Source organism: Streptomyces sp. TSRI0107 (assembly GCF_001905845.1).
In the GTDB taxonomy this organism is placed as follows: domain Bacteria; phylum Actinomycetota; class Actinomycetes; order Streptomycetales; family Streptomycetaceae; genus Streptomyces.
Genome location: NZ_LIVZ01000001.1, coordinates 379,356 through 404,932 on the forward strand (window position 1 = coordinate 379,356; position 25,577 = coordinate 404,932).

The following is a 25,577-nucleotide window of genomic DNA, read 5'->3' on the forward strand; positions in this document are numbered from 1 at the left end:
CGGTTACTTGTAACGCGGCGTCGGCGGAGTCGCCGACTCGGAGTCCTCACCCAGCGTCGCCGACAGCCAGTCGTCGTACGACTCCTTCCAACCGCCGTCCTCGCGGTAGTCCTCGAGTATCCGGTTGACCCGGCGTACCAGATCGTCCGCGCCCTTCTTCATCGCCACGCCGTAGTACTCGGTGGTGAAGCGGTCGCCCTTCAGCTCCACCGTCGGGTCCTGCGCGGCCTGGCTGGCGGCGAGCGCGCTGTCCGTCACCACCGCGTCCACCTGGCCGAGTTGGAGCCGGACCAGGCAGTCGAGCTGGTTGGGGACAGTGGTGGAGATGTCGGTGGAGGCGGGCAGGTTCCCCGACTCGCGGTCCGCGGCGAGCTTCTCGTACGCCGTCGAACCCTCGGCGGAGCAGACGCGCTTGCCGGCCAGGGTGTCGTCGTAGCCCTTGACGGCCGAGGAGTCGGGCGCGAGGACCTGCTGGCCGGTGAGGAAGTACGGCGCGGAGAACGCGACGTCCTTCAGGCGCTGACAGGTGATGGTCATCGTGCGGACCACCATGTCGACCTGGCCGCTCTGGATCGCCGGGACGCGCTGGTTGGTGGGGATGGCCTTGAAGCGGATCTTGTCGGGGGAGCCGAGCAGTTCCTCGGCGATCCGGCGGGCGAGGTCGATGTCGAAGCCCTCCAGCTCGACCGTCCTCGCCGAGCTGTTGGGGTCGCGGTAGCCCCAGCGGTAGCTGTTCTGGTCGACGCCGACCGAGACGTAGCCGCGCCGCTTGATGGTGGCGATCGCCGAGCCCTCCGCGTTCGACGGGGGCAGGCTCCGGTCCTGGGGGTCCTCGCACGCGTCGGCCTTCGCGGGCGTGCCCTCGGCCACGCCCTGACCGCCCTGGCCGGTGCCGCCGTCCCGGTGCGACTGGGTGTGCGGCAGCAGCAGGGCGAACGCCACGGCGAGGGCGCAGACGAGCGCCATCGCGCCGACGCCGCCCCAGCCCCTCAGCCCGGCCCGCATACGTCGTGCGTACATCGTCACGCCCCCTCTCACCGGTACTCCGACAGCCTGCGGCCGATGCCGAGCACCGCGCCGGCCGCGCCGAGCAGCGCGAGGACGGCGGCGCCGGCGGCCAGGCCGGTCATCGCGTCCCGGCCGTCACCGGCCGCCTGCTCGAACTCCCGTTCCTCGTGTGCGATCGCGGTCCGGAGGTTGCTGTCGACGTTGTCGAAGCACTCGCCGGTCGGCTCGTCGCTCTTCGCGCCGATGACCTTGTCGAGCGCCGCCTGGTAGTCGCCCGCGTCGTCGGCGTCGCGGGCCTGCCGGTGGCGGTCCTGCCAGACGTCCATGTTGCCGGTGGCGGCCTCGACGGGCTGCTCGCCGGCCGTGTCGTCGGCAAGGTCGGCGGCCCGGGCCAGCCCCTCGGCGAGGTCCTTCATCGACGCCTCGTACGCCACGTCGAACTTGTCCTCGAACTTCCCGGGCTCCACCTCGACCGTCTCCGCGCCCCGGTTGACCAGGGTCAGGTTCTCGTTGCCGCGGGCCTTGAGGGAGGCGATGCGGGCGTCGTGGAGGACGTTGAGGGAGCGCACGCCGTGGTCGTAGGAGTCGTTCAGTCCGGCGCGGGCGACGCTGTGGCCGACGACCAGCCAGAGCAGCACGACGGTGGTGGCCGCCGTGGCGGCGACCAGGCCGTGGTTCAGCACCCGGTTCGTCCGCCGGTAGTTGCGGCGCTGGGCCCAGGCGAGCGCGGCGAGCGCGATGACGCCGAGCGCGATCGCCGCCCACGGGTAGGGGGTGGCGTCGTCGTAGTCGCCGCGCAGGCGGCGGTTCTCGGAGGTGTACAGCTCCTCGGCGGCCGGGAGCATCTCCGTCTGCATCTTGTTGTTCGCGTACCGCAGGTAGGCGCCGCCCAGGGGGTAGCCCTGGCGGTTGTTGGCGCGGGCGCGTTCGATCAGGCCCTTGTACTCCGGGAGCAGCCGGTTGAGTTCGGCGATGGTCCGCGCGGACGGGGAGCCGGGGTCGGAGCTGTTCGCCGCGGTGACCAGCTTGGTGGCGGCGGTGCGGATGTCCTTCTCGTAGCGGTCTCTACTGGCCTTGGTCTCCTGGCCGCCGGCGAGGAAGCCGCTGGAGGCGGCGGTGTCGGCGTCCGCGAGGGAGCGGTAGATGTCGGCGGCGGCGGACGTCAGGGGCTGGCTGTTGGTCAGGACGTCGTCGGCGGCGGCCGCGCGGTCCGTCGTCTGCCAGGCGGTGACGGCGCCGAAGGCGACGACGAGGAGCGCGAGGACGGCGCCGATGACACGCAGCCGGCCGGGTTCCGTGGTGGCGGCGGCGCGCAGCCGGTCCACGCCTTCCGCGAACGCGGTGCGGCGGGCGGGCACGTCCGGTGCGGGCGCCGGAGCCGAGGCCGGTGCCGGTGCCGACGCCGGGACGGGCGGCGGCGGTGCCGCGGTGCTTTTCGGCGTCTGTGTCACGCTTGACCTCCCCCATGGCCATCTGTCGCCGCAAGTATCGCTGCCCGCGACGACATCCGCACCGGCCTTCACTCGATCTTGATCGGATCGCAGTGCGCGCCGCGCGCTTCCCCGTCTCCCCGTCCTTCCCCAGCCTCGCCCCCGGCGATGCCCCCACTCGCCCCCTACTCTTCCCCCACGCTCCCCTGGCTCTCCCCTGACTCGTCCCTGGCTCTTCCCCTGCTCTGTATACGCCGCTTGTGGCGATTCGGTTCCCTGTGCGACGGTCACGGCTCCCCGTTCGACGGTCAGGTGAGCGTCAGGCGCTGAAGTGGCCCCGCAGCCGCGCCCGTACGTCCGCGCCCGCCCCCACCCGGTCCAGCCCCAGCAGTGCCGCCCCGAGCACCGGCCGGGCCGTGACGACGTGCGGGACCGCCTTCGGGGCGCGGGCGGACAGCAGTTCCCGTACGCCCTCCTCCAGTTGCGGGTGCCGGGCGGCGAGGACGCTGCCGCCGAGGACGACGGGGGTCTCCTCGGTCAGCAGGTCGAGCCGGCCGAGGGCGACCACGGCCATGGTGACGATCTCGTCGGCGAGCCGGTCGACGAGGGACCGCGCGACGGGGTCGCCGGACGCGGCGGTGCCGAACAGGACGGGCGCCAGTTCGTGCCGCCGGGCTGCGGGAACGCGGCCCAGGTGCAGGGCCTCGATCAGCGCGTACATGGAGGTCAGGCCGAAGTGCGCGGGCAGGGTGGTGGCGAGCCGGGTCGCCGGGCCCCGGCCGTCCTCCGCGCGGGCCGCGTGGAACAGCGCCTCCTCGGCCAGGCCCCAGCCGCCGCCCCAGTCCCCGGAGATCCTGCCGAGGGCGGGGAAGCGGGCGGTGCGGCCGTCGGGGCGCATGCCGACGCAGTTGATGCCGGCGCCGCAGACGACGGCGACCCCGCGCGGTTCGGTGACCCCGGCCCGCAGGATGGCGAAGGTGTCGTTGCGGACCTCGACGCTCGCGCCCCAGCCGCGCGCGTCCAGCGCGGCCGTCAGGGTCTCCTCCTCGACGGGCAGGTCGGCGTTGGCGAGGCAGGCCGAGACGTGGGCGACGGAGCCGACGCCCGCCGCGTCGAAGGCGCGGGCCACGGTGTGCGCGAGGGCGGTCACCGCCGCGTCCACGCCCACGGCCGGCGGGCGGAAGCCCTCGCCGCGGGCGGTGGCCAGGACGGTGCCGTCGGCGGCGACGACCGCGACGTCGGTCTTGCTGTTGCCCGCGTCGACGGCGAGGACTTCCGCGGTCAGGCCCACGCCAGGTGCTCCCGGTTGTGTGCGATCAGCCGGTCGGTGAGGGTGTCGGCGTGGTCGTACCGGCCGACGAGGGGATGCGCGAGGAGCGCTTGGAAGACCCGGTTGCGACCCCCGCGGAGGGCGGCTTCCAGCGCCAGGTCCTCGTACGCCGTCACGTTCGCCATCAGGCCCGCGAACAGCGGGTGCACCTCGGGCACGGGCAGCGGGACCGGGCCGGCCGCGGGGCTCACCGCCGCCGGCACCTCGATCACCGCGTCGTCCGGCAGGAAGGGCAGCGTGCCCCGGTTGTATGTGTTCACCACCTGGTACGCGCTGCCGGTGCCGCCGAGCAGGGCCGCCGCCAGGTCCACCGCCGCCTCCGAGTAGTAGGCACCGCCCCGCCTGGCGAGCAGTTCCGGCTTGGAGTCCAGTGCCGGGTCCGCGTACATCCGCAGCAACTCGCGTTCCATCGCGGCGACTTCCGCCGCCCGGGACGGCTTGGAGCGCAGCTCGCGGACCACCTCGTCGTGGGCGTAGTAGTAGCGCAGGTAGTACGAGGGGACCACGCCGAGGCGGTCCAGGAGGGCGCGGGGCAGCCGCAGGTCGGCGGCGACGGCGTCGCCGTGCTCCGCGAGCAGTTTCGGCAGCACCTCCTCGCCGTCCGGGCCGCCCAGGCGCACCGAGGTCTCCCAGGTGAGGTGGTTGAGGCCCACGTGCCCGAGGTGCACGGCGGCGGGTTCGGCGCCCAGCAGCGCGGCGAACTTGCGCTGCAGGCCGATCGCCACGTTGCACAGCCCGACCGCCTTGTGCCCGGCCTGGAGCAGGGCGCGGGTGACGATGCCGACCGGGTTGGTGAAGTCGATGATCCACGCGCCGGGGTTGGTCCGGCGGACCCGCTCGGCGATGTCCAGGACCACCGGCACCGTGCGCAGCGCCTTGGCGAGGCCGCCCGCGCCGGTCGTCTCCTGGCCGACGCAGCCGCACTCCAGCGGCCAGGTCTCGTCCTGCTCGCGGGCCGCCTGGCCGCCGACGCGCAGTTGCAGCAGCACGGCGTCGGCGCCGTCGACCGCCGCGTCGAGGTCCGTGGTGGTGACGATCCGGCCGTCGTGGCCCAGCCGCGCGAACATCCGGCGGGCCAGACCGCCCACCAGCTCCAGCCGGTCCGCCGCCGGGTCGACCAGGACGAGTTCGTCGACCGGGAGGGTGTCCCTGAGCCGGGCGAAGCCGTCGACGAGTTCGGGGGTGTAGGTGGAACCGCCGCCCACCACGGTGAGTTTCATACGTCGTCAACCCTTCACTGAGGGGTCAGCGCGAGGTGTCGAAGACCTCGTCGCGGGTGCTCGCGAGCGCGCTCTCCAGCGCGCCGCGCAGTACGGGGTGTCCGTTGACGCCGCCGACGACCAGCCGGGGCCGGGACGCGGCCAGCTCCGCCAGCTCCGCCTGGACCAGGGCGCGCAGCGGCTCCCCGCCGGAGGTGAGTGAGGTGCCGCTGAGGACGACCAGTTCCGGGTCCAGGACGGAGACGAGGGACGCGAGACCGGTGGCGAGGCGGGTCGCGTACGCGCGCAGGAACCGCTGGTGGCGCTCGTCGCCGGGGTGCCGTGCGGCGCGGGCCAGCAGGGCGGCGGCGGCCTCGGCAGGCGGGCCGGCCGGGATGTCCGTGAGACCGGCCTCGCGGGCCAGGCCCGGGATCGCCTGGGAGCCGGCCAGTTCCTGGTAGCCGCCGCTGCCCGCCCTGGTGACCTGGCGCACCAGCGGGGTGCCCGGCACCGGCAGGAAGCCGACCTCGCCGGCGCCGCCGGTCCAGCCGCGGTGCAGCCGGCCGCCGAGGACCAGGGCGGCGCCGAGACCGCCCTCGTTCCACAGCAGCACGAAGTCGTCGTGCCCGCGGGCGGTGCCCAGGCGCTGCTCGGCGATCGCGACGAGGTTGACGTCGTTCTCGTACTCGACCGGCATCGGCAGGGCGGCGGCGAGTTCGGCGAGCAGGGTGGGGGAGTGCCAGCCCGGCAGGTGCGAGGCGTAGCGCAGCCGGCCGGTGTTGGGGTCGAAGGCGCCGGGGGTGCCGACGACCAGCCGGTGGAGGTCGTCCCGGGCGAGTCCGGCCGCCTTCACGGCACCGTCCAGGGCCTCGGTGACCTGCTGGACGACGGGCCGGTCCGGGCGCCGGCCGGGGGTGGCCACCTCATGGACGCCGAGGGTGCGGCCGGTGATGTCGGCGACGGCGGCCCGGACGCACTCGGGGGTGACGTCGAGGCCGGCGGCGTGGGCGGCGGCCGGGTCGAGGGCGTACAGCTGGGCGTTGGGACCGGGGCGGCCCTCGCTGGTGCCGGTGGCCCGGACGAGTCCGGCGGCTTCCAGGCGGGCGAGGAGCTGGGAGGCGGTGGGCTTGGACAGGCCGGTGAGCTTGCCGATCCGGGTGCGCGAGAGGGTGCCGTGCTCCAGGAGGAGGTCGAGGGCGGCGCGGTCGTTCATGGCGCGCAGCACGCGGGGGGTGCCCGGGGTGTCCGAGGGTCCTGCCATCCGAGTCGCCACCTGCCAGTAACTGTTAGGAAGGTTTCCTGTCGGTACGTCGGTGCGAGGAAGCTAGTGGCGCATCGAACGAGCCGTCAAGAGACGACGACGCCCCCGTGGCGGCGACTTCGCCGCGACAGGGGCGCCAAGCACTGGGAAAGGGGTCCGGGCAGGTCCCCGGAACGGCCTACTTCGACAGCGGCGGAGAGATCGGGGAGGCCGCGGCGGACTGCGGGGAGGTGGAGTTGGCGAACACCGACGGCGCCGCCATGCCCGCCGTCGGATCCGCGTCGGCGTCACCGTCCGCCTGGGCCGGCAGGCCGCCGACGATCCGGATGCCCTCGGCGTCGAAGGCGCGCTTGATCCGCCAGCGCAGCTCCCGCTCGATGGTGAGGGCCTTGCCCGGCATGGTCTTCGCCGTGAGGCGCACGACCATCGAGTCCAGCAGGAGGCTGTCCAGGCCCAGGATCTCGACCGGGCCCCACAGCATCTCGTTCCAGGGCTCTTCCTTGCTCATGGTGTCGCCGACCTGGGTGAGGACCGCCTTGACGTGGTCCAGGTCCTCCGACGGGCGGACGGTGACGTCGACGCCGGCGGTGGCCCAGCCCTGGGAGAGGTTGCCGACCCGCTTGACCTCGCCGTTGCGGACGTACCAGATCTCGCCGTTGTCGCCGCGCAGCTTGGTGACCCGCAGGCCGACCTCGATGACCTCGCCGGAGGCGACGCCCGCGTCGATCTGGTCGCCGACGCCGTACTGGTCCTCCAGGATCATGAACACGCCGGACAGGAAGTCCGTGACCAGGTTGCGGGCGCCGAAACCGATCGCCACACCCGCGACACCCGCCGACGCCAGCAGCGGGGCGAGGTTGATCTCGAAGGTGGCCAGGATCATCAGCGCGCCGGTGCCGAGGATCAGGAAGCTCGCCACCGAGCGCAGCACCGAGCCGATCGCCTGCGAGCGCTGCCTGCGGCGCTCCACGTTCACCAGCAGGCCGCCGATCGCCGTGCCGTCCACCGCCTGCGCGGTGCGGTTCATCCGGTCTATCAGCTTGGTGATCGCCCGCCGCACCGCCACTCTCAGCACCGCCGCGATCACCACGATCAGCAGCACGCGCAGGCCGATCGCCAGCCACGTGGACCAGTTCTCCTCGACCCAGCCGGCGGCGTTGCTCGCGCTCTGCTGGGCGTCCTGGAGCGTCGGCACCGACGGGGCCGTCTCCGAGGGGGAGGGTGACGGCGACGAGCCGGCGGCCAGTAGGACGGCGGACAAGGACACGGCGGGTACCTCCAGGTGCAGCGGTCTGCCGTCGGGCGGGGTGGCTCAGGTCACGGAAAGGTCACCGGACAGGCAGAACCACCACACTAACGGGGCATTGTGAGTGCACCCGCCCGGTTCGTGAAGGAGAGACGGGACTCACCAGGGCTTGAACCGGTCCCCACCTGGGGGATGAATCAGATGTGGTCGAAAACACTCCCAGCCCGTTACCGGGACATGGTGGCGCGTTCACCAGGCATGAGGGGAGACTGACTGCAGATCGTCCCGGCGCGAGCCACGCGCCGCCGGCGTACAAGGAGGCATCCGTGCCGCATGTCCTGGTCCTCAACGCGTCGTACGAGCCCCTCGGCGTCGTACCGCTCCGCCGCGCGCTCGTCCTCGTCCTCGAGAACAAGGCCGTATGCCTCGAGGAGTCCGGCGCCTATCTGCACAGCGCGACCGTCACAGTCCCCGCACCCAGCGTGGTCCGGCTCAAGCGTTTCGTGCGGGTTCCCTACCGGGGGCCCGTTCCTCTGACCCGCCGGGCGCTGTTCGCCCGCGACGGGGGCCGGTGCATGTACTGCGGTGGCGTCGCAACCAGCGTCGACCACGTCATCCCGCGCAGCCGCGGGGGCAAACACGTCTGGGACAACGTGGTGGCGTCCTGCCGCCGCTGCAACCACGTGAAGGCCGACCGCCACCTCGGCGAGATCGGCTGGCGGCTGCGTCACAAACCCGCTCCGCCCACCGGCCTGGCCTGGCGCATCATCGGGACCGGCCACCGGGACCCGCGCTGGCTGCCGTACCTGCAGCCGTACGGCGCGGACGACGCCTTGGCCCGGATCGACGGCATCTCAGCCTGACGATCCGGGCTTTCGCATGGCGGCGGTCCTGAGCGGGGGACCGGGGAGACCCCCGTCCACCCCGGTCCCCGGCAGGGCCGTTACGCGTACCGCAGCTCGCCGGGGTGCACCGACCGGCGCAGCAGCGGCAGCGAGGTCGCCGCGGCCAGCAGGCAGGTGGCGTAGACGGCGACCGGGACCAGCAGGGCCGCCCACGGCACCGACCGGCTGCCGCCGTCGTCGGTGAGCGCGGCGTACCCGGTGCCGATCGCCATCCCGCCGAGGCCGGCGAGCAGCACCGCGGGCGCCAGCGGCAGCGCGGTCTCCAGCAGCAGCGCCCGGCCGAGCACCGCCCGCGGCACCCCGGCGGCGGCCTGCGCGGCCAGTCCGCGGCGGCGCGTGGCGAGCGACTCGGCGGTGCCGACGGCCAGCCCGGACAGGACGATCAGCAGGGCGACGCCGATGGCGGCGGCGGTCAGGTCGATGCCGCCGGTGTAGAAGTCCCGCGACTCGGCGAGGTGCTTCTGCGAGTTCAGGACCTCCAGCAGGGTCTGCCGGATGCCGACGAACGCGGTGGCCACGACGGTCACCAGCAGCACGGCCGCATGGGTACGGGCCGCCGCCCACGGGTCGTCGCGCAGCCGCTCGGCCGCGATCAGCACCGCCGGACGCCCGGTGCGGGCCGCGAGCAGCCGCCCGGTCAGCCGGGCCGTCGCCCCGACCAGCCACAGCGCCGCCGTCCCCGTCACCAGCAGCAGGGTGAATACCAGCAGCGGCCCGGACAGGACGGCACCGCGGCTGCGGTGGTCCGACATCGAGACGTACGCCAGGCAGGCGGCACCGGCGAACAGCACCACCGCCGCCAGGAACATCGGCCCCGGCCGGGTCTGCGGCCGCACCCGGCGCACCCAGCCCAGCGGCGACGCCACCACGCGGCGCAGCGCCAGCACGCTCACCGCGGCGCCCACCACCGGGACACCGGCCGCGACGGCCGCGATCCCCGCCCAGGCGTAGCCGGACGGCACCCGCCAGTTCGTCAGCAGGACCAGCACCGAGAACACGGTGGCGAGCAGCGAGCCCGCCAGGCAGGTCAATCCCGCCTCGGCGGCCGCGATCCGCCGCACCTGACGCGGGGTGGCGCCCGCGAGCCGCAGGTTGGCCAGCCGCCGGTCCCGGTGCACCGCGCCGATCCGGGCGCACTGCCCGAGGAACCCGAACACCGGCACCAGCAGGAGCAGCAGGGCGATCACGATGCCCCGGCGCTCCCCGGGGTTGGCCGGCAGGCCGCCGGCGAAGCCGATCGGGTGGTGGCCGCGCAGCGCGCCCAGGACCACCGCCACCAGCGCGATCCCGGTCGCGAGCAGCGCGCCGAACGCGGTCAGCGTGATCCGCCACCACTCGCGCCGGTCCGAGCCGGACACCAGCAGCCGGGCCAGTCGCAGCTCCGTCGTCACCAGGCCACCTCCCGCACGTCCGCGCCCTCGGCGACCACCGTGCCGTCGCGCAGCGACACCTCGCGGTCGGCGTACGCCGCGACCCGCGCGTCGTGCGTGATCACCAGGACGGAGGTGCCGGCCTCACGGGCGGCGTGCACCAGCGCGGTCATCACCTGCTCCCCGGCGAGCGAGTCCAGCGCCCCGGTCGGCTCGTCGGCGAAGACCACCTTCGGGCCGGTGACCAGGGCCCGCGCCAGCGCGACCCGCTGTGCCTGGCCGCCGCTCAGCTCGCCGGGCCGCAGCTCGCCCTGCCCGCGCACCCCGAACCGCTCCAGCCACTCCCCGGCCGCCGTGTGCGCCTGCCCGCGGCCCTGCCCGGCCAGCAGCAGCGGCAGCGCCACGTTGTCCAGCGCGGTCAGCTCCGGTATCAGCTGCCCGAACTGGAACACCACGCCGAACTCGGTGCGCCGCAGCTCGCTCAGCCGGGCCTCCGGCAGCCGGTCGACGCGTTCGCCGCCGTAGGCGACCGCGCCGCCGTCGGGCCGGACGATGCCGGCCAGGCAGTGCAGCAGCGTGGACTTGCCGCTGCCGCTGGGGCCGGTCACGGCGAGGATCTCGCCGGCCGCCAGTTCGACGGAGGCGCCGCGCAGCGCCTCCGTCCTGCCGTGCGCCTTGACCAGGCCGCGGGCCGCGAGCAGCGGTGCGGTGCTGTGGTCGGCCGTCATGTGGGATCTACCTCCGCGGTCAGGGTCGTCAGCCGGGCCGCGGTGGTGGTCATCCAGCGCAGGTCGGCGTCGAGGTGGGTGAGGGCGTAGTCGGCGGACAGGACCGTCGACAGATCGGCGCCCGGGGCGGTCTTCACCGCTGTGAGCTCGCGCATCCGCGCCATGTGCGCGGCGCGCTGGTCGCGCAGATATCGCTCGGGGTCGCCGTCGGCGAGGATCGCGACGACGACCTTGGCGAAGATCTCGTTGGCGACGAACGGCGCGGGCGGGGTGACTTCCCCCGCCCAGCGGGCGAGTTCGCCGGCGCCCTCCTCGGTGGAGCGGTACAGGGTGCGCTCGGGGCCGCCGTCGGCGTCGGTGCCGTCGACCTCGGCCAGTCCGTCGCGGACCAGTCGTTGCAGGGTCGTGTACACCTGCCCGTAGGCCAGCGGACGGGCCTGCGGGAAGCGTTCGTCGTGCCGTCGCTTGAGGTCGTAGCCATGGCTGGGACCGGCGGCGAGCAGCCCGAGCAGGATGTGGCGGGTGCTCATGTCGATCATTATGTACTCGGTATATGTACTGAGTGAATAGCGGCTCGAAAAAACTTTTCGGAGCGCCGCCCTCGGGATCAGTCCCGGACCGCGTACGCCTCCACCGACCACAGCGAATAGCCGTACCGCGTGGCCCGCTTGTCGCCCTGCACCCGCACGTAGCGCACGTCCCGCTCGTCCATGCGCAGCTCCTCGCGGCCCCCGCGGCCGTCCCGCACGGTCGCCGCCGTGCGCCAGCGGCGGCCGTCCGCGGAGACCTGGATCCGGTACGCCGACGGATACGCGTCCTGCCAGTGCAGCACCACCCGGCCCAGCCGGACCGGGGCGGCCAGCTCCACCTGCCACCAGGCGCCGTCCGCCACCGGCGACGACCAGCGGGTCTCCGGGTCGCCGTCGTTCGCCGCGGCCGCCGGGAAGTCGGGCGTCTCGTCACCCGAGGACCGCGCGGTGCCGGTGCGCGCCAGATCCGGGCCGCCGGTGGGCGGCACCGCGCGGACGGTGACCGTACGGCTCACCCCGCCGAACGCGAGCCTGACGTCGTACGACCGGGCCGGCGTCCCGCGCGGCACGCGCACGTCGACCGGCACCTCGACCGCCGTCCCGCGCGGGAGGGCCAGCACGCCCTCCGGCACTCGCACGTCGACGCCCTTCGGCGCCTCGGCGGTGAGCCGCCCGCGCACCTCCTGCGGCCGCAGGGACGCCAGCCGCACCTCGATGCGCCGTGTCCCGCCGATGTCCGCGTCCACCTCGTCGCGCGCCACGCCCAGGGACGCGGCGGGCGAGTCGGCGTACCAGGGCACCAGATGCCGTACGCGCGACGGCGCGGGGCCGGTGACGCGCAGGGCGTCGGCACGCAGCCGGGCCTGGAGCTCCGTCGCGCCGGACGCGTCCAGGCTGCCGAGCGGGCGCCAGCCCTCGCCCGGCACACGGGCCTCAACGGTCCCGCCGGTCCCCGGCTCCGTCAGCACCGTCACCGCGCTCAGCGCGCGGGCGCGCGGGAGGCGCACCATGCGGCCGTCGGCGGGCTCGCCGGGCCGCGCGTCCGGCTCGCCGTCCAGGCCCGCCCACGTCTCGTACGACCGCTGCGCCCGCGCCAGGAACGGGTCCAGCACCCCCTCGCCGACCGTCACCCGGGACTCCGCGAGCCGCTTCCGCAGCTCGCCGAGGGCGCGGTACGCCGTCCAGGCCGCCGCCGGGTCGCCCGCGCGCTGGGCGCGGAGCATGTCGAGCGCCAGCACACCCCCGTCGCCGTACCGGGACAGCTGCTCGGACCAGGGCGCCACCTCGTCGGCCAGCGCGGTCGGCGCGAGCCGGTCCGGGGTCTCGCGCATCACCGTGAACGCCTCGCGCAGCCGGCGCTCGGCGCCCTCGTCGCCACCCGCGCGCGTGCGCCAGAACTCCGCCATCAGCGGCCGCAGATACGCCGACTCCGTCCCGCCCAGCACCGACGACGCGTCGTTCCCGGCGAGCGCCGCCAGCGCCGCCTCCCGGCCGTCGTCGCCGCCCGCCAGGTCGTCGATCGCGGCCCGCCAGGATTCCTGGGGCCGGTAGGCGCGCGGGTTCCAGGCGTAGTCGGCGGCCGTGAACAGCGGGATACGGGAGGCCGTGGCCTGTTCCATCGCGTTGGCGAGCAGCGCCGCCGAGCCGGTCGCGACGGCCGGTTCCCGGCCGGTGTACGGGCCGAGGAAGACCCGGCCGGGCGCGTAGTCGTTGACCGGGTAGTTGTCCATGGTGGCCAGCGGATGCCGGAACACCTCCCGCGCGGTGGCCAGTTCCCGCCCGGTGATGGTCCGGGGCACCACCCCGACACCGGTCCACGCCACCGTCACGTCCGCGTCCAGCGCGCCCGCCAGCGCCTTCCGGTAGTCGGTCGTGCCGTCCTGGTAGTACTCGGTCGGCATCAACGTCAGTGCCGCCGAGCCGGGGTGACGTTCCGCCAGGTGCCGGGCCACGGCGTTCGTCACACGCGCCTGGGCCCGCGCAGCCGCCTCCGGACCCGACCCGAACCGCTCCTCGTCCGCCTCGCAGTGCCACTCGCTGTAGCTGACGTCCTGGAACTGGAGCTGGAACGCCCGGAAACCCAGCGCCCACATCGCGTCCAGCTTCCGGTTCAGCGCCCGCACGTCCGCGTCCGACGCGAAGCACATCGCCTGGCCCGGCGCCACCGCCCAGCCCAGCGTCACATGGTTGCGGCGCGCCCGCTCCGCCAGCTCCCGGAACTCGGCGCGCTGCTTGGCCGGGTAGGGCTCCTGCCAGCGGGCCTGCCGGTACAGGTCGTCGCCGGGGGCGTACAGGTAACGGTTCTGCTTGGTGCGGCCCATGAAGTCCAGCTGGGCGAGCCGCTCCTGATGCGTCCACGGGGTGCCGTAGAAGCCCTCCGTGGTGCCGCGCACGGCGGTGCCGGGCCAGTCGCGGACGTCGGCGCCCGCGATCGTGCCGTCGGGGCGCACCAGCTGACGCAGCGTCTGCACCGCGTGGAACAGGCCGTCCTCGCCCGCGCCGGAGAGGGTGACGCCCGAGGGGCCGGCGGAGAGGCGGTAGCCGCCGGAGGGCAGCGCCTGCCGGTCGCCGGCGCGCGCCCGCTCCGTGCCCACCCGCACCACCATTGCGCCCGGGGGCAGCGGGTCACCCGCCGAGAGCGCCGCGATCCGGCGCGCGCCCGCCGCCCGCAGCACCGCGCGCAGCTCCTCCAGGTCGGACGGGCCGGCCGTGCCGTCGGTGACCAGCGCGACCTCGTCGGTGACGGTGGCGGGCGTGCCGGTGGCGCGCAGCGACTGGGGGCGGGGCCACACGGAGAGCTCGGGGGACGCCGACTCCGGCGTCTGCGCGGCCGTGCCGGGCGCGGGCGGGGCCGCCACGGCGGCCGGGGCGCCGCCCAGGGCTCCGGCGACGACGGCGAACGCGAGCGCGGCCGCGCCCTTTCCACGCCGCAGCTGCACGGGCCCCTCCTCGTTCTCGCACGGCTCCGTCCCGGGTGACCGAGCCCACCATCCGGGGGTGAGGGTGTCAACGGGGGTGGCCGTAATGCGTGGATTGCCGGAGTCTGGAGAGGGCGGGTGGGCGTGGAATGTGGCGAGAAGTGCGTTGTTCGTCATTCGGGCGTCTGCCGACGCGTTCACTGGGTAGGGCTGCGGTAGGCCCCGTCGTGATCCGGCAGGGCCCGACCTTCCCGGCGCCGTACTCGGCGGCGGGACCGCGACCGACAAGGAGGCCACCGTGGCCGCACCGGCACACCTGCTCATCACCGCCCTGTCCAAACCCACGGCGGAACTCTCCGCCCACCTGCCGGAACAACCGGGCCCCGAGCCCCACCTGTGCTCCTTCAGCGCCGAGGGCGCCTGCGCCCAGGCCCCCCTCACCAGCGAACCCCCGCTCCCCGACGCCGAACCCCTCACCAGCGAGCCGCCGCTCGCCACTCCGGACGCCGACTCCATGAGGCCGTAGATGACCGCGCCCCGCCCGGCACCCCCTCTCGAGGACGAGCTTCCCGGCGAGGAGCTGACCCGGCTCGCCGAGCTGCACGGCGTGGCCACCTCCTACCGGCCGTCCCCCGACCGCACGGTCACCGCCTCCGCCGCCGCCGTCGTCCGCGCCCTGCGCGCGCTCGACGTCGACGCCGGCACCCCCGAGGCCGTACGCGCCGCGCTCACCGCGTGCCTGCGGGAACGGGACGAGCGGCTGCTGCCGCCCACCCTGGTCCGCTGGGCCGGCGGCGCAGCGCCGGAGGCCGTCGCCGCGCTGCCCGCCGGGACCCGGCTGCGGATCGAGACCGAGCAGGGCGAGACCCACACCACCACCGACCAGCTGCCGCCCGGCGTCCACCGCCTCACGGCCGCCGCGCCCGACGGCCGCACCGCCGACGCCCATCTGGTGGTCGCCCCGGCCCGGCTGCCCAGCCCGCCCGGCCGCGCCTACGGCCTGCTCGTACAGCTGTACTCGCTGCTCTCCCGGCGCTCCTGGGGCATGGGCGACCTCGGCGACCTGGGCGAGCTGGCCGGCTGGGCGGGCCGCACCCTCGGCGCCGGATTCGTCCAGGTCAACCCGCTGCACGCGGCCGTCCCCGGCGCCCCCACCGACCCCTCCCCGTACCGCCCCTCCTCCCGGCGCTTCCCCGACCCCGCGCACCTGCGGATCGAGGACGTCCCCGAGTACGCGTACGCCCTCGGCGGCCCGGACGGCGAGCGGCTGCGGGCGCTGCTGGAGCGGGCCGGCAAGCTGCGGGACGCGGTGCTGGACAAGGGCGCGCTGATCGACCGGGACGCCGTCTGGGAGCTCAAGCGGGAGGCGCTGGAACTGCTGTGCCGGGTCCCGCTCGGCCCCGGCCGGCAGGCCGCCTACAACGACTTCCTCGCCGCCCAGGGCCAGGCCCTGGAGGACCACGCCACCTGGAACGCCCTCGCCGAGGTCCACGGCTCCGACTGGCACCGGTGGCCCGCCGGGCTGCGCGACCCCCGCTCCCCGGAGACCGCCCGGGCCCGCGCCGGCCTCATGGACCGCGTCGACCTCCACTGCCGCCTCGCCTGGCTCACCGACAGCCAGCTGCGCGCCGCCCAGCGCACCGCGCGCGAGGCGGGCATGCCCGTCGGCGTCGTGCACGACCTGGCGGTCGGGGTGCACCCCGGCGGCGCCGACGCCTGGGCCCAGCAGGACTGCTTCGCCGCCGGCATGTCCGTCGGCGCCCCGCCCGACGCGTTCAACGCCCGCGGCCAGGACTGGGGCCTGCCGCCCTGGCGCCCCGACCGCCTCGCCGCGACCGGCTACGCCCCCTACCGCTCCCTGCTGCGCGCCCTGTTCCGCTACGCGGGCGCGCTGCGCATCGACCACGTCATGGGCCTGTTCCGCCTGTGGTGGGTGCCCCAGGGGCAGCCGCCCACCGAGGGCACCTACGTCCGCTACGACGCCGAGGCCATGCTCGCCGTCCTGGTGCTGGAGGCCTCGAGGGCGGGCGCCGTGGTGATCGGCGAGGACCTGGGCACCGTGGAGCCCGGCGTCCGCGAACGGCTGCGCGAACGCGGTGTGCTCGGCACGTCCGTCCTCTGGTTCGAACGCGACTGGGACGGCGACGGCCGCCCCCTGCCCCCCGAGGCCTGGCGCGCCGACTGCCTCGCCACCGCCACCACCCACGACCTGCCGCCCACCGCGGCCCGGCTCACCGGCGAACACGTCGACCTGCGCGACCGGCTCGGCCTGCTCGCCCGCCCGCTCGCCGACGAGCGCGCGGAGGCGGCGGCGGACACCGCGGAGTGGCTGGCGTTCCTGTCCCGGCTCGGCCTGCTGCCCGGCACCGGCGGCGGCTCGGACGGGGCGTCGGAGGAGGCCGAGGTGCAGGCCGTCCACCGTTTCCTGCTGCGCACCCCGGCCCGCATGGTCGGCGTCTGGCTCCCCGACGGCGTCGGCGACCGCCGCCCGCAGAACCTGCCCGGCACCTGGGACCAGTACCCGAACTGGCGGCTGCCCGTCGCGGACGCGCGGGGCCGGCCGATGCCGCTGGAGGAGCTGACGGGCTCGGCCCGGCTGCGGGCCCTGGTCGAGGTGCTGCGGGCCGAGGCGGGGCGGTGACGCGCCGGGGCCGCGCCTCGTACGGCACCCCGGGCGCGCGGCCCCGACCGGCGTTCGCTACTTTTGGGACCGTGGACAAGAAGAACGCCCTGCGCGCCGGCGCCCTGGCCGCCGGTACGACGCTGATGATGTTGCTCATGTCGTCTCCCGCGAGCGCGCTGACGCGCGACGACGGCGACGACCCCGGCTCGGGCCTCAGCGTCATCGAGACGCTGGGTCTGTACGTCATCGCCCCGATCGCGCTGTTCGCGGTCATCGCGGGTCTGGTGATGGTCCTGGACAAGTCCCAGGAGAAGCACCGGGTGACCACCAAGAACATCAAGACGAAGGCCACGGCCTCCAAGGCCTGACCGGCACCACACGTTCCGCCGAGGGCGCCGGCCTCGCCGCACGTACGCGCGTCAGCCGTACGACGGTGAGGCCGGCGCCCTCGGCGTGTTCTCTTCCGGTTCCGAGGCGCCCGTCCTCGCCGGTGTCAGGGGCTCGGCGCGGTGAGGTAGCGCTGGAGCGTCGGCGCCAGCCAGGCCACGATCTCCTCGCGGGGCAGCGCCACGGCCGGCGGGACGCGCAGCACATACCGGGTCAGCGCGAGACCGAGCAGCTGCGACGCGACGAGCACGGCCCGCGCGGGCACCTGCTCGGGGTCCGGGCAGACCTGGCGGGCGACCGGCAGCACCTGGTCCCGCAGGATGCCCTGCATCCGCTCGGCCCCGGCCTGACCGGCGACACCGACCCGCAGCAGGGCGGTCATCACCTCGTTCTCCTCCCACACGCCGAGGAAGTGCGTCACCAGGGCCCGGCCCACGGTGGGACGGGGCAGGGCGGAGAGATCGGGCAGCTGCAGGTCGACGGCGACGGCCGCCGCGAACAGTCCCTCCTTGTTGCCGTAGTAGCGCATGACCATCGACGGGTCGATGCCCGCGTCCCTGGCGATGGCCCGGATGGTGGCGCGGTCGTACCCGTCGGCGGCGAAGCGTTCGCGGGCCGCGTCGAGGATGGCGACGCGGGTGGCGTCGGAGCGGCGGGCTCTGCGGGTGTCGGCGGCGGTGTCGCTCATGCGGACGAGGGTAAGTCAACGTGTGTTGGCCAACAAGTGTTGACTCGGCGGCCGAGCCGTCCTACGTTTTTGCCAACAGACGTTGGCCAACAGTTGTTGGCAAACGGGCGTTGAGATCCAGGAGGCCACCATGAACGGCACCACTGGCACCAACGGCACCACCGCCGGCTCGGTGATCGTCGTCGGCGCCGGCCCCACCGGCATGCTCCTCGCCGGTGACCTCGCCACCGCCGGCGTCCCCGTCACCCTCCTCGAAAAGCGCCCCGAGAAGATCAGCAACCTCTCCCGCGCGTTCGCCGTGCACGCCCGCACCCTCGAACAGCTCGACGCCCGCGGCCTCGCCGACGAACTGGAGGCCGTCGGCCGCCCCCTCGACCGCCTCGGCCTCTTCGGCAGCCTCACCATCGACCTGGGCACCCTGCCCTCCCGCTTCCGGCACGTCCTCATCACCCCGCAGTACGAGGTGGAGAAGATCCTGAAGCGGAGGGCGGTGGAGGCGGGCGTGGACTTCCGGTACGAGACGGAGGTGACCGGCCTGAGCCAGGACGCGGACGGTGTGACGGTCGAGGTCACCGAGGCGGACGGCACGCCCGCGTCACTGCGCGCCGCGTACGTCGTCGGCGCCGACGGCATGCGCAGCGCCGTACGCACCGCCGTCGGGATCCCCTTCCCGGGCCACTCGGTGATCCGCTCGGTCGTCCTCGCGGACGTCCTGCTCGCCGAGCAGCCGGAAGGCCTGCTCACCGTCAACGCCGTCGGTGACGCCTTCGCCTTCATCGCGCCCTTCGGGGACGGCTACCACCGCGTCATCGGCTGGCACCGCGGCCGGAACGTCCCCGACGACACGCCCCTCGACCTGGCGGAGATCAAGGAGATCACCCGCCTCGCGCTGGGCCGCGACTACGGCATGCACGACGCCCGCTGGATGTCCCGCTTCCACAGCGACGAACGCCAGGCGCCCACCTACCGCATGGGCCGCGTCTTCCTCGCCGGGGACGCCGCGCACGTCCACAGCCCCGCCGGCGGCCAGGGCATGAACACCGGCATGCAGGACGCGGCCAACCTCGGCTGGAAGCTGGCGCAGGTGCTGCACGGCCACGCGGGCCCGGAACTCCTCGACACCTACCAGTCCGAACGCCACCCCGTCGGCAAGGCGGTCCTGCGCAGCAGCGGCGGCATCGTCCGCCTCGCCATGGCCAAGCGCCCCTGGACCCTCGCCCTCCGCGCGGCCCTGACGAGCTTCCTCGACCACGCGGCCCCGGTCCGCCGCAGGGCCGTCGGTCAGATCACCGGCATCGGCTACCGCTACCCGGCACCCCGCGGCACCCACCCGCTGACGGGCACCCGCGTCCCGGACGTCGCCCTCGCCGGGGGCGGCCGCCTCTACGAGGCCCTGCGCGGCGGCCGGTTCGTCCTGATCGCGCCGGACGCGCACGACGCGGGCGACGGCCGCGAGGACCGCCTCACGACCGCCCGCTGGGCGAGCGACCGCCGTACGACCCTCCTCGTCCGCCCCGACGGCTACGCGGCCTGGGCATCGGAGTCGGCCACTTCGGCGGACGTGGAGGACGCCCTGGCCGCACATGTGGGCGGCAAGGCCTAGCCGAGCTGCCGGGCGAAGCGGCGGACGGCGTCGGTGAAGGCGTCCGGATCGTCGAAGTTCGAGAGATGTCCCGCCCGGGGGATCAGCTCGACGCGAGCGTCGGGATGCGCGCGGGCGAAGTCCGCCTCGCCGGTTCGGAAGACGGTGTCCTTCTCGCCGTTCAGGATCAGTACCGGAGCCTTCAGGCAGCGCATCGCGTCGGCGTCGAAGCGTCCCAGCACCTCGCCCCAGGCGGCGGGCAGGGTGTGGAAGGCGTAACCGGCACGGATGGTCGCCTCGACCACCTCCGGCGGGTAGAGCCGCCGCAGCAACCGGTCGTTCCACCGGGCCAGCCGATGCTCCGGTATGCGCGGCACCAGCCCGGCGACCCACCGGTACGGCACGGCCCACGGACCGCGGGTGGAGGCGCTGGCTCCCGCGAGGACCAGCCCGCGCACGAGCTCCGGACGCCGCCGTGCGAACTCCAGCGAGGCGTACCCGCCGAGCGAGTGCCCGACGACCAGAGCCGGCCCGTGGCCGAGCGAGTCCACCGCGGACGCGATGACCTCGCTCGCGCTGTCCAGGCTCCAGGGCTGGGCCGAGCGCTTGCCGTGCCCGGGCAGGTCGACGGCGACGACCGGGAACTCGTCCCGGAGCGCGGCGAGCTGCGTGCTCCACTGCCCCGCGCTGAAACGCGTCCCGTGGACGAAGACGATCGGAACTGGCACTGCGTCTGGTACCACGTCTGGTGCCGCCATCAATCCCCCCACCGGTGCCGACCAGCCGACTCTACGCGGGCGAAGGCGGCTACGCGGTCGCCGCCAGCAGCCGGCGCAGCAGGTCCGCCAGGTGGTCGGCCTGTTCGTCGGTGAGGGAGGCCAAGGCTTCCCGCTGGGTTTCGACGCCCGCGCCGACCGCCTGTTCGATGACGGACAGGCCCTCGTCGGTGAGGGTGACCTGGAGGCCGCGGCGGTCGTGGGGGTCGGGGGAGCGGCGGAGCAGGCCCGCGCGTTCGAGCTTGTCGAGGCGGCCGGTCATGCCGCCGGTGGTGAGCATCAGGGTGGCGGAGAGCTCGCGCGGGGAGAGGGTGTACGGCTCGCCGGAGCGGCGCAGGGTCGCCAGGACGTCGAACTCGCCCCGGGAGATGCCGAAGCGCGCGTACGCCTTCTCCGTGCGGTCGGCCATCGCGCGGGAGAGCCGGTAGACGCGGCCGAAGACCTCCATCGCGCGGGTGTCGAGGTCGGGGCGTACGGCGGCCCACTGCTCGATGATCGCGTCCACCGCGTCGGGGGCGGGCTCGCTCGGCTTGCTCTGGGCGCTCTGCGTCATGGGAGGAGTATCCGCTCTCGGACACTCGGTCGCAAGAAAGTAGCTTGACGGAAACTTGCTTAGCGCTAAGCTACTTTCCATCAAGCTGACGTCGAGTCGATCTCCCGCGCAGCCCCCTCCGCTGAAGGGACCCGGTCATGAAGCGGTCCGCGACCGTTCTGCTCACCGCCCTCGCCCCCGTCTCCTGGGGCACCACCTACGCCGTCACCACCGAGTTCCTGCCGCCGGACCGCCCCCTCTTCACCGGTCTGATGCGGGCCCTGCCCGCCGGTCTGCTGCTGCTCGCCCTCGCCCGGGTGCTGCCGCGCGGCATCTGGTGGGTGAAGGCGGCGGTGCTCGGCGCGCTCAACATCGGGGCCTTCTTCCCGCTGCTGTTCCTCTCGGCGTACCGGCTGCCGGGCGGCATGGCCGCGGTCGTCGGCTCGGTCGGGCCGCTGTTCGTCGTCGGGCTGTCCGCTCTGCTGCTGTCGCAGCGGCCCACCGCGCGGTCCGTGCTCGCCGGGGTCGCGGCGGCGTTCGGTGTCAGTCTCGTCGTGCTGAAGGCGGCCGGCGCCCTGGACACACTCGGTGTCCTCGCCGCCCTCGGCTCCACCGCCTCCATGTCCGCCGGAACCGTCCTGACCAAGCGCTGGGGCCGTCCGGGCGGCGTCGGTCCGCTCGCCCTCACCGGCTGGCAGCTCACCGCCGGCGGGCTGATCATCGCCCCCGTCGCCTTCCTCGTCGAAGGCGCGCCGCCCGCCCTGGACGGCCCGGCCGTCGGCGGCTACCTCTACCTCGCGCTCGCCAACACCGCCGTCTCCTACTGGCTCTGGTTCCGCGGCATCGGACGGCTCAGCGCCACCCAGGTCACCTTCCTCGGTCCGCTCTCCCCGCTCACCGCGGCCGTCGTCGGCTGGGCCGCCCTCGGGCAGGCGCTGACGCCGGTGCAGCTGGCGGGCATGGCGCTGGCGTTCGGGGCGACGGTGGCCGGGCAGCTCGCGCCGCGCACGCCGGCGAAGCCCACCCCTGTCGTCGCGTCATCGTTCAGTTCTGCTGAAAAGAACCATCGAGAAGTTTCGATGGACGTGACAGGTTCCGCGCTGCGACGGTAGGTCCGCCCCGATCTCACCGAACAAGCCGGCGAAAGGACCTCCGTGGCCGCCGTCCTGCACAGGACCAACCGCTCCACCACCACCCCGAGAACGGCCGCCCCCGTTCTCGGGATCGCCCTCGCCGCCCTCGCCACGGTCGTCTGGTCCGGCTCCTTCGTCACCTCACGTGCCCTGCACGACAGCGTCCCGCCCGTGCAGCAGGCGTTCTGGCGCTGGCTCGTGGCCCTCGCCGCGGTCGCCCCGTTCGGGGCCCGCCAGGCCTGGCGGCAGCGCGCGGTCATCAGGCGGCACCTCGGGTTCGTCGTCCTCGCGTCCCTGCTCGGCGTCACCGTCTACAACACGCTCGTCAACCAGGCCGGACTGACCACGTCCGCCGCCAACATGGGCATGATCATGGCCGCGTCGCCGGTGCTGATGGCGGTGTTCGAGCGGGTGGGCGGCGTCCGGCTCGGCGGCCGCCGGGTCGCCGGGCTGCTCATCGCCTGCGCCGGCGTCCTGCTGCTGATCGGCCGGGGCGGCGCCCACTTCGCCGCCGGCGACCTGTGGATGATCGCCGCCGCCTGCTGCTTCGGCTCGTACAGCGCCCTGCTCCGCCGCAAGCCCGCCGAACTGGGCGGTACGGCCTTCCTGTTCACCACCTTCCTCATCGGCGCCGCCCTGCTGCTGCCCGCCCAGGGCGTCAGCCTCGCCGTGCAGGGCGGCTTCACGCCGACCGCCGGCACGGTCCTGCCGCTGCTGTACGTCGGGATCGCCTCCTCGGCGGTCGCCTTCTTCGCCTGGAACCGGGCGATCGCCCTCGTCGGCCCGAGCCGCGCCGGGGTCGTCTACTACCTCCAGCCGGTCTGCGTGGCCCTCCTGTCCTGGGCGCTGCTGGGCGAGGCGACCGGCTGGCCGCAGTTCCTGTGCATGGGCCTGATCCTCGGTGGGGTCGTCCTGGGCGCGCGCCGCTGAGGCGGGGCCGCTCACGTAGGTTGGCCGCCATGGCCGCCGAGTGGGACATCCGCAAGCTCCGGATCCTGCGCACCCTGCGCGAACGCGAGACCGTCACCGCGACGGCCGAGGCGTTGCGGATGACCCCGTCGGCCGTCTCCCAGCAGCTGACGAACCTCTCCCGCCAACTCGGCGTACCCCTGCTCCAGGCGCAGGGGCGGCGGGTGCGGCTCACCGACGCCGCCCGGCTCGTGCTCCGGCACGCGGAAGCGGTCTTCGAGCAACTGGAGCGCGCGGACGCCGAGTTGGCCGCCTACGCGCAGGGCGAGGTCGGCGAGGTCCGCGTCGGCGCCTTCTCCACGGCGGTGCCCGCACTGGTCGTACCGGCCGTACGGGCCCTGCGGGCGACGCACCCGGGCGTGACCGTACGCGTCCGGGAGGCCGAGGCGGGGGAGGCGTACGACCTCCTCGCCGCCCAAGACGTCGACCTCGCCCTCTCCCTCGCCGCCCAGGCCCCCACGGCGGCGGACCCCCGCTTCACCGTGCTGCCCCTGCTCGCCGACCCCCTGGACCTCGCCCTGCCGGACGGCCACCCGCTGGCCGCCGCACCGCGCCCGCGCCTCGCCGACCTCGCCGCCGAACCGTGGATCTTCGGCGGCAGCGGCCCCTGGTCGGACATCACCCGCGGCGCCTGCGAGGCGGCCGGGTTCAGCCCCGTCCAGGGGCACTCCGCGGCCGGCTGGACGGCGATCCTGGCGATGGTGGAGGCGGGGATGGGTGTCGCCCTGGTGCCGCGGATGGTGGGGGCGCGGCGCGCCGGGGTGGTGATGCGCGAACTCGCCGAGGACCGCCCGCACCGGCATGTGGTGGCGGCCGTACGCAAGGGCGCGGAGGAGGCACCGGCGGTGGGGAGGGTGCTGGGGGTGCTGCGGGAGGTGGCGGACACTTCGCCGTGATCACCTGTTCGAACCTGGAGTTAAGATCACTTCCCTCAGGGGTGGGACGGGACGAAGATCACGGGGGCCGCGATGCCGCGTCGGCGTGTGCGCAGAACTGCCGGTGTCATGAGTGCGCTGCTGCTCACGGCGGCGGTCGCCGGATGTTCCTCGAAGGAGGAGCTGCCCGACATGACCGGCTCGCAGCTCCAGAGGGCGCAGGACCGGGCGCAGAGCGCCGGGTTCACCAACCTCACCTCCGAGGACGCCACCGGTCAGGGCCGCGCCCAGGTCTGGGACCGCAACTGGCGCGTCTGCTCGCAGGATCCGGAGCCCGGCGAGGCGGAACCCGACACCCTCGTCGTCTTCCTGGTGGTCAAGGAGGGCGAGTCCTGTCCCGCATCCACCGAGGGCTATCTGGCCATGCCGGGCGACGAGATGCCCGCATACGCCGGCCGCAACCTCATGGACGCGATCGACCAGATGGCGGCCCTCACCGGCGACGTCACCGCGGTCGACGCCACCGGCAAGGGCCGTGGCACGGACAACGAGAACGACTGGCGGGTGTGCGCCACGACCCCCGCCGCCGGGGAGACCATCGAGGACAGCGTGTTGTTCGAGGCCGTCCCCAACGGGGAGAAGTGTCCCGGCTAGGCTCTGTCGTTTGGGTCAGCCCGGTTGTGAGGGACGGTGCGTCCTGGCCGAGTCGAGCGGGGTCTGGTGCGTGCAGCTGCAAGGCGGAGGAGGGAGTCGACGCGGCGCGTCGGCGACTGACGACAACGCGGCAGATGTGCGTGCCAGACCCTGCGACGCTGGGATGATCCAAACGACAGGGCCTAGCGGTGCCGGACGCCGGTCGTGACGCGCCCGGTCAGGCGGCCTCCTCCACCACCCGTATCCCGAACCCGTACGACCCCAGCGCCTGCGCGATCCCGATGAACAGCAGGCTGTAGTGCTCCTGGCCGCGGGCCGTGGCGATGCCGCCGAGGTCGAGCAGCGAGTCGTCGGACCAGCCCAGGTCGCCCAGCAGTCCGGCGACCGTCCGCTTGGCCTCCGCGTCCTCGCCGGACAGGAACAGCGTGGACGGGCCCTGGACCGAGTCGGGCGCGATCATCAGCTTGCGGTCGATCGTGCAGAGCGTCTTGACGACCCGGGTCCGCGGGAAGGTCCGCTGGATCTCCTCGCCCAGGCTCTCCCCGAGGTGGGACAGCGAGCCGTCCTCGGTGAAGCCGACGGCCACGTCCAGCAGCACCTTCCCGGCCAGCGCGTCCGCGCCCACGGAGTGCAGCAGTTCCACGGACGCCGTGCCCGGCGTCGCGTTGACCACGACCGGCGCGTCCGCGACGGCCGAGGCGAGGCCGGCAACCGGTAATCCCTTCAGCTCGGCCCGCAGCCGGGCCTCCTCCGGCTGCCGCGAACCGATGACGACTTCATGACCGGCCCGCAGCCAGCCCTGGGCGAGGGCACGGCCCACAACGCCCGTTCCGAGAATGGCGATCTTCATGCCCCGACGGTACGGCGGCGGGGTGTAGGCCCGCGTCCCTCCATGGAGGGGTTCGCCATACCCCGTGAGTCCTAGGCCCTGTCGTTTGGATCATCCCGGCGTCGCGGGGTCTGGCACGCACATCTGCCGCGTTGTCGTCAGTCGCCGACGCGCCGCGTCGACTCCCTCCTCCGCCTTGCAGCTGCACGCACCAGACCCCGCTCGACTCGGCCAGGACGCACCGTCCCTCACAGCCGGGCTGATCCAAACGACAGAGCCTAGGCCGTCCGACGGGGCGGGCCCTGCGCGCGCCGTCCCGCCACGAGTGCCCGGGCACCTTCGTCCTCAACCCGTTCACCGGCACGGAGCCACCGGCCCCGACGCGCTGGAGCTGATCGAGGACGGCACCGCAGACCTGATCGCCTAAGGGGCCTCTTCCCCGCCAACCCCGACCTGCCCGCCCGGCTTGCCGCCGGCGGCCCCTTCAACCCGCCCGACCGCGCCACGTCCTTCGGCGGTGACCACCGCGGCTACACCGACTACCCGGCCCTCGGCTGACGTGCGAGTGGTTGTCCGGACAGGTGAGCAGCGGAAGGGGCGCCCG

General features: G+C 74.2%; 23 protein-coding genes and 1 pseudogene. 10 read left to right on the forward strand and 14 right to left on the reverse strand.

The window, feature by feature from the left end:
* Window positions 1-3: 3 nt before the first annotated feature.
* The 6 genes from AMK31_RS01675 to AMK31_RS01700 all read right to left on the reverse strand — a co-directional run bounded on the left by AMK31_RS01675 (window position 4) and on the right by AMK31_RS01700 (window position 7,495).
* Window positions 4-1,020: a glutamate ABC transporter substrate-binding protein gene (locus tag AMK31_RS01675; protein WP_073938939.1), complete on the reverse strand. Its 1,017-nt coding sequence runs from the start codon at window positions 1,018-1,020 to the stop codon at window positions 4-6.
* A gap of 14 nt (window positions 1,021-1,034) precedes the next feature.
* Complete coding sequence (locus tag AMK31_RS01680) at window positions 1,035-2,459, reverse strand: hypothetical protein (RefSeq protein ID WP_073938454.1); 1,425 nt, start codon at window positions 2,457-2,459, stop codon at window positions 1,035-1,037.
* 298 nt (window positions 2,460-2,757) lie between these two features.
* Window positions 2,758-3,729, reverse strand: a complete 972-nt coding sequence (locus AMK31_RS01685; protein ID WP_073938455.1) for an N-acetylglucosamine kinase — start codon at window positions 3,727-3,729, stop codon at window positions 2,758-2,760.
* Entirely contained in the window at window positions 3,720-4,988 is a 1,269-nt protein-coding gene (locus AMK31_RS01690; RefSeq protein ID WP_073938456.1) for a 6-phospho-beta-glucosidase, read from the reverse strand. Before AMK31_RS01690 ends, AMK31_RS01685 begins: the two co-directional genes overlap by 10 nt.
* Window positions 4,989-5,013: 25 nt before the next feature.
* On the reverse strand, window positions 5,014-6,228 hold the full coding sequence (locus tag AMK31_RS01695) for an ROK family transcriptional regulator (protein WP_073938457.1): 1,215 nt from the start codon (window positions 6,226-6,228) through the stop codon (window positions 5,014-5,016).
* A gap of 178 nt (window positions 6,229-6,406) precedes the next feature.
* Window positions 6,407-7,495 carry a mechanosensitive ion channel family protein gene (locus AMK31_RS01700; protein WP_073938458.1) on the reverse strand — a complete coding sequence of 363 codons (1,089 nt, stop codon included), beginning with the start codon at window positions 7,493-7,495 and terminating at the stop codon, window positions 6,407-6,409.
* Between the two features lie 305 nt (window positions 7,496-7,800).
* Between AMK31_RS01700 and AMK31_RS01705 the strand changes: the two genes are divergently transcribed.
* Window positions 7,801-8,337: an HNH endonuclease gene (locus tag AMK31_RS01705; protein WP_053763139.1), complete on the forward strand. Its 537-nt coding sequence runs from the start codon at window positions 7,801-7,803 to the stop codon at window positions 8,335-8,337.
* A gap of 80 nt (window positions 8,338-8,417) precedes the next feature.
* Here AMK31_RS01705 and AMK31_RS01710 read toward each other — a convergent pair whose 3' ends face one another.
* From AMK31_RS01710 to AMK31_RS01725, 4 genes are all read right to left on the reverse strand, one after another.
* Entirely contained in the window at window positions 8,418-9,770 is a 1,353-nt protein-coding gene (locus tag AMK31_RS01710) for an FtsX-like permease family protein (protein WP_073938459.1), read from the reverse strand.
* Window positions 9,767-10,477: an ABC transporter ATP-binding protein gene (locus tag AMK31_RS01715; protein ID WP_073938460.1), complete on the reverse strand. Its 711-nt coding sequence runs from the start codon at window positions 10,475-10,477 to the stop codon at window positions 9,767-9,769. Before AMK31_RS01715 ends, AMK31_RS01710 begins: the two co-directional genes overlap by 4 nt.
* Window positions 10,474-11,007, reverse strand: a complete 534-nt coding sequence (locus tag AMK31_RS01720; RefSeq protein WP_073938940.1) for a PadR family transcriptional regulator — start codon at window positions 11,005-11,007, stop codon at window positions 10,474-10,476. The genes AMK31_RS01715 and AMK31_RS01720 overlap by 4 nt, the downstream gene beginning before the upstream one ends.
* A 77-nt stretch (window positions 11,008-11,084) precedes the next feature.
* Window positions 11,085-13,946, reverse strand: coding sequence for a beta-N-acetylglucosaminidase domain-containing protein (locus tag AMK31_RS01725; RefSeq protein ID WP_073938461.1), 2,862 nt, complete (start codon window positions 13,944-13,946; stop codon window positions 11,085-11,087).
* Between the two features lie 277 nt (window positions 13,947-14,223).
* Between AMK31_RS01725 and AMK31_RS01730 the strand changes: the two genes are divergently transcribed.
* The 3 genes from AMK31_RS01730 to AMK31_RS01740 all read left to right on the forward strand — a co-directional run bounded on the left by AMK31_RS01730 (window position 14,224) and on the right by AMK31_RS01740 (window position 16,916).
* Window positions 14,224-14,451, forward strand: a complete 228-nt coding sequence (locus tag AMK31_RS01730; protein ID WP_073938462.1) for a hypothetical protein — start codon at window positions 14,224-14,226, stop codon at window positions 14,449-14,451.
* Window positions 14,452-16,566: a 4-alpha-glucanotransferase gene (gene malQ / locus AMK31_RS01735; protein WP_073938463.1), complete on the forward strand. Its 2,115-nt coding sequence runs from the start codon at window positions 14,452-14,454 to the stop codon at window positions 16,564-16,566.
* A gap of 71 nt (window positions 16,567-16,637) precedes the next feature.
* Window positions 16,638-16,916 carry a hypothetical protein gene (locus AMK31_RS01740; protein WP_073938464.1) on the forward strand — a complete coding sequence of 93 codons (279 nt, stop codon included), beginning with the start codon at window positions 16,638-16,640 and terminating at the stop codon, window positions 16,914-16,916.
* Window positions 16,917-17,041: 125 nt separating this feature from the next.
* On the opposite strand, the gene AMK31_RS01745 is transcribed toward AMK31_RS01740, so the two are convergent.
* Window positions 17,042-17,623 (reverse strand): TetR/AcrR family transcriptional regulator, encoded by a 582-nt coding sequence (locus tag AMK31_RS01745; protein ID WP_073938465.1) that lies wholly within the window; start codon window positions 17,621-17,623, stop codon window positions 17,042-17,044.
* A 130-nt stretch (window positions 17,624-17,753) separates the two neighbouring features.
* Between AMK31_RS01745 and AMK31_RS01750 the strand changes: the two genes are divergently transcribed.
* A complete protein-coding gene (locus tag AMK31_RS01750; protein WP_073938466.1) occupies window positions 17,754-19,226 on the forward strand; it encodes an FAD-dependent monooxygenase in 1,473 nt (490 codons plus the stop codon).
* Here the strand turns inward: AMK31_RS01750 and AMK31_RS01755 are convergent.
* Both AMK31_RS01755 and AMK31_RS01760 read right to left on the reverse strand, forming a co-directional pair.
* Window positions 19,223-19,933 (reverse strand): alpha/beta fold hydrolase, encoded by a 711-nt coding sequence (locus tag AMK31_RS01755; protein ID WP_385310558.1) that lies wholly within the window; start codon window positions 19,931-19,933, stop codon window positions 19,223-19,225. The genes AMK31_RS01750 and AMK31_RS01755 overlap by 4 nt on opposite strands.
* A gap of 79 nt (window positions 19,934-20,012) precedes the next feature.
* Window positions 20,013-20,534: a MarR family winged helix-turn-helix transcriptional regulator gene (locus AMK31_RS01760; RefSeq protein WP_073938468.1), complete on the reverse strand. Its 522-nt coding sequence runs from the start codon at window positions 20,532-20,534 to the stop codon at window positions 20,013-20,015.
* 137 nt (window positions 20,535-20,671) lie between these two features.
* On the opposite strand from AMK31_RS01760, the gene AMK31_RS01765 reads away from it, so the two are divergent.
* From AMK31_RS01765 to AMK31_RS01780, 4 genes are all read left to right on the forward strand, one after another.
* On the forward strand, window positions 20,672-21,625 hold the full coding sequence (locus AMK31_RS01765; protein WP_073938469.1) for an EamA family transporter: 954 nt from the start codon (window positions 20,672-20,674) through the stop codon (window positions 21,623-21,625).
* A gap of 42 nt (window positions 21,626-21,667) precedes the next feature.
* On the forward strand, window positions 21,668-22,576 hold the full coding sequence (locus AMK31_RS01770; protein WP_079186631.1) for a DMT family transporter: 909 nt from the start codon (window positions 21,668-21,670) through the stop codon (window positions 22,574-22,576).
* Between the two features lie 29 nt (window positions 22,577-22,605).
* Window positions 22,606-23,511: a LysR family transcriptional regulator gene (locus tag AMK31_RS01775; protein WP_073938470.1), complete on the forward strand. Its 906-nt coding sequence runs from the start codon at window positions 22,606-22,608 to the stop codon at window positions 23,509-23,511.
* Between the two features lie 108 nt (window positions 23,512-23,619).
* A complete protein-coding gene (locus AMK31_RS01780) occupies window positions 23,620-24,144 on the forward strand; it encodes a hypothetical protein (protein ID WP_079186632.1) in 525 nt (174 codons plus the stop codon).
* Window positions 24,145-24,361: 217 nt separating this feature from the next.
* Here AMK31_RS01780 and AMK31_RS01790 read toward each other — a convergent pair whose 3' ends face one another.
* Window positions 24,362-24,994, reverse strand: a complete 633-nt coding sequence (locus AMK31_RS01790; protein WP_073938471.1) for an NADPH-dependent F420 reductase — start codon at window positions 24,992-24,994, stop codon at window positions 24,362-24,364.
* Between the two features lie 302 nt (window positions 24,995-25,296).
* Between AMK31_RS01790 and AMK31_RS41255 the strand changes: the two are divergent.
* Window positions 25,297-25,531, forward strand: a pseudogene (locus tag AMK31_RS41255) (alkene reductase); the annotation flags it as partial.
* Window positions 25,532-25,577: the final 46 nt, after the last annotated feature.

Bases quoted from the DNA above. Each gene is read 5' to 3' on its own strand.
- AMK31_RS01695 (WP_073938457.1), bottom strand. From the start codon at position 6,228: ATGGCAGGACCCTCGGACACCCCGGGCACCCCCCGCGTGCTGCGCGCC.
- malQ (WP_073938463.1), top strand. From the start codon at position 14,452: ATGACCGCGCCCCGCCCGGCACCCCCTCTCGAGGACGAGCTTCCCGGC.
- AMK31_RS01745 (WP_073938465.1), bottom strand. From the start codon at position 17,623: ATGAGCGACACCGCCGCCGACACCCGCAGAGCCCGCCGCTCCGACGCC.
- AMK31_RS01780 (WP_079186632.1), top strand. From the start codon at position 23,620: ATGAGTGCGCTGCTGCTCACGGCGGCGGTCGCCGGATGTTCCTCGAAG.
- AMK31_RS01750 (WP_073938466.1), top strand. From the start codon at position 17,754: ATGAACGGCACCACTGGCACCAACGGCACCACCGCCGGCTCGGTGATC.
- AMK31_RS01690 (WP_073938456.1), bottom strand. From the start codon at position 4,988: ATGAAACTCACCGTGGTGGGCGGCGGTTCCACCTACACCCCCGAACTC.
- AMK31_RS01715 (WP_073938460.1), bottom strand. From the start codon at position 10,477: ATGACGGCCGACCACAGCACCGCACCGCTGCTCGCGGCCCGCGGCCTG.
- AMK31_RS01760 (WP_073938468.1), bottom strand. From the start codon at position 20,534: ATGACGCAGAGCGCCCAGAGCAAGCCGAGCGAGCCCGCCCCCGACGCG.
- AMK31_RS01675 (WP_073938939.1), bottom strand. From the start codon at position 1,020: ATGTACGCACGACGTATGCGGGCCGGGCTGAGGGGCTGGGGCGGCGTC.
- AMK31_RS01775 (WP_073938470.1), top strand. From the start codon at position 22,606: ATGGCCGCCGAGTGGGACATCCGCAAGCTCCGGATCCTGCGCACCCTG.
- AMK31_RS01790 (WP_073938471.1), bottom strand. From the start codon at position 24,994: ATGAAGATCGCCATTCTCGGAACGGGCGTTGTGGGCCGTGCCCTCGCC.
- AMK31_RS01720 (WP_073938940.1), bottom strand. From the start codon at position 11,007: ATGAGCACCCGCCACATCCTGCTCGGGCTGCTCGCCGCCGGTCCCAGC.
- AMK31_RS01765 (WP_073938469.1), top strand. From the start codon at position 20,672: ATGAAGCGGTCCGCGACCGTTCTGCTCACCGCCCTCGCCCCCGTCTCC.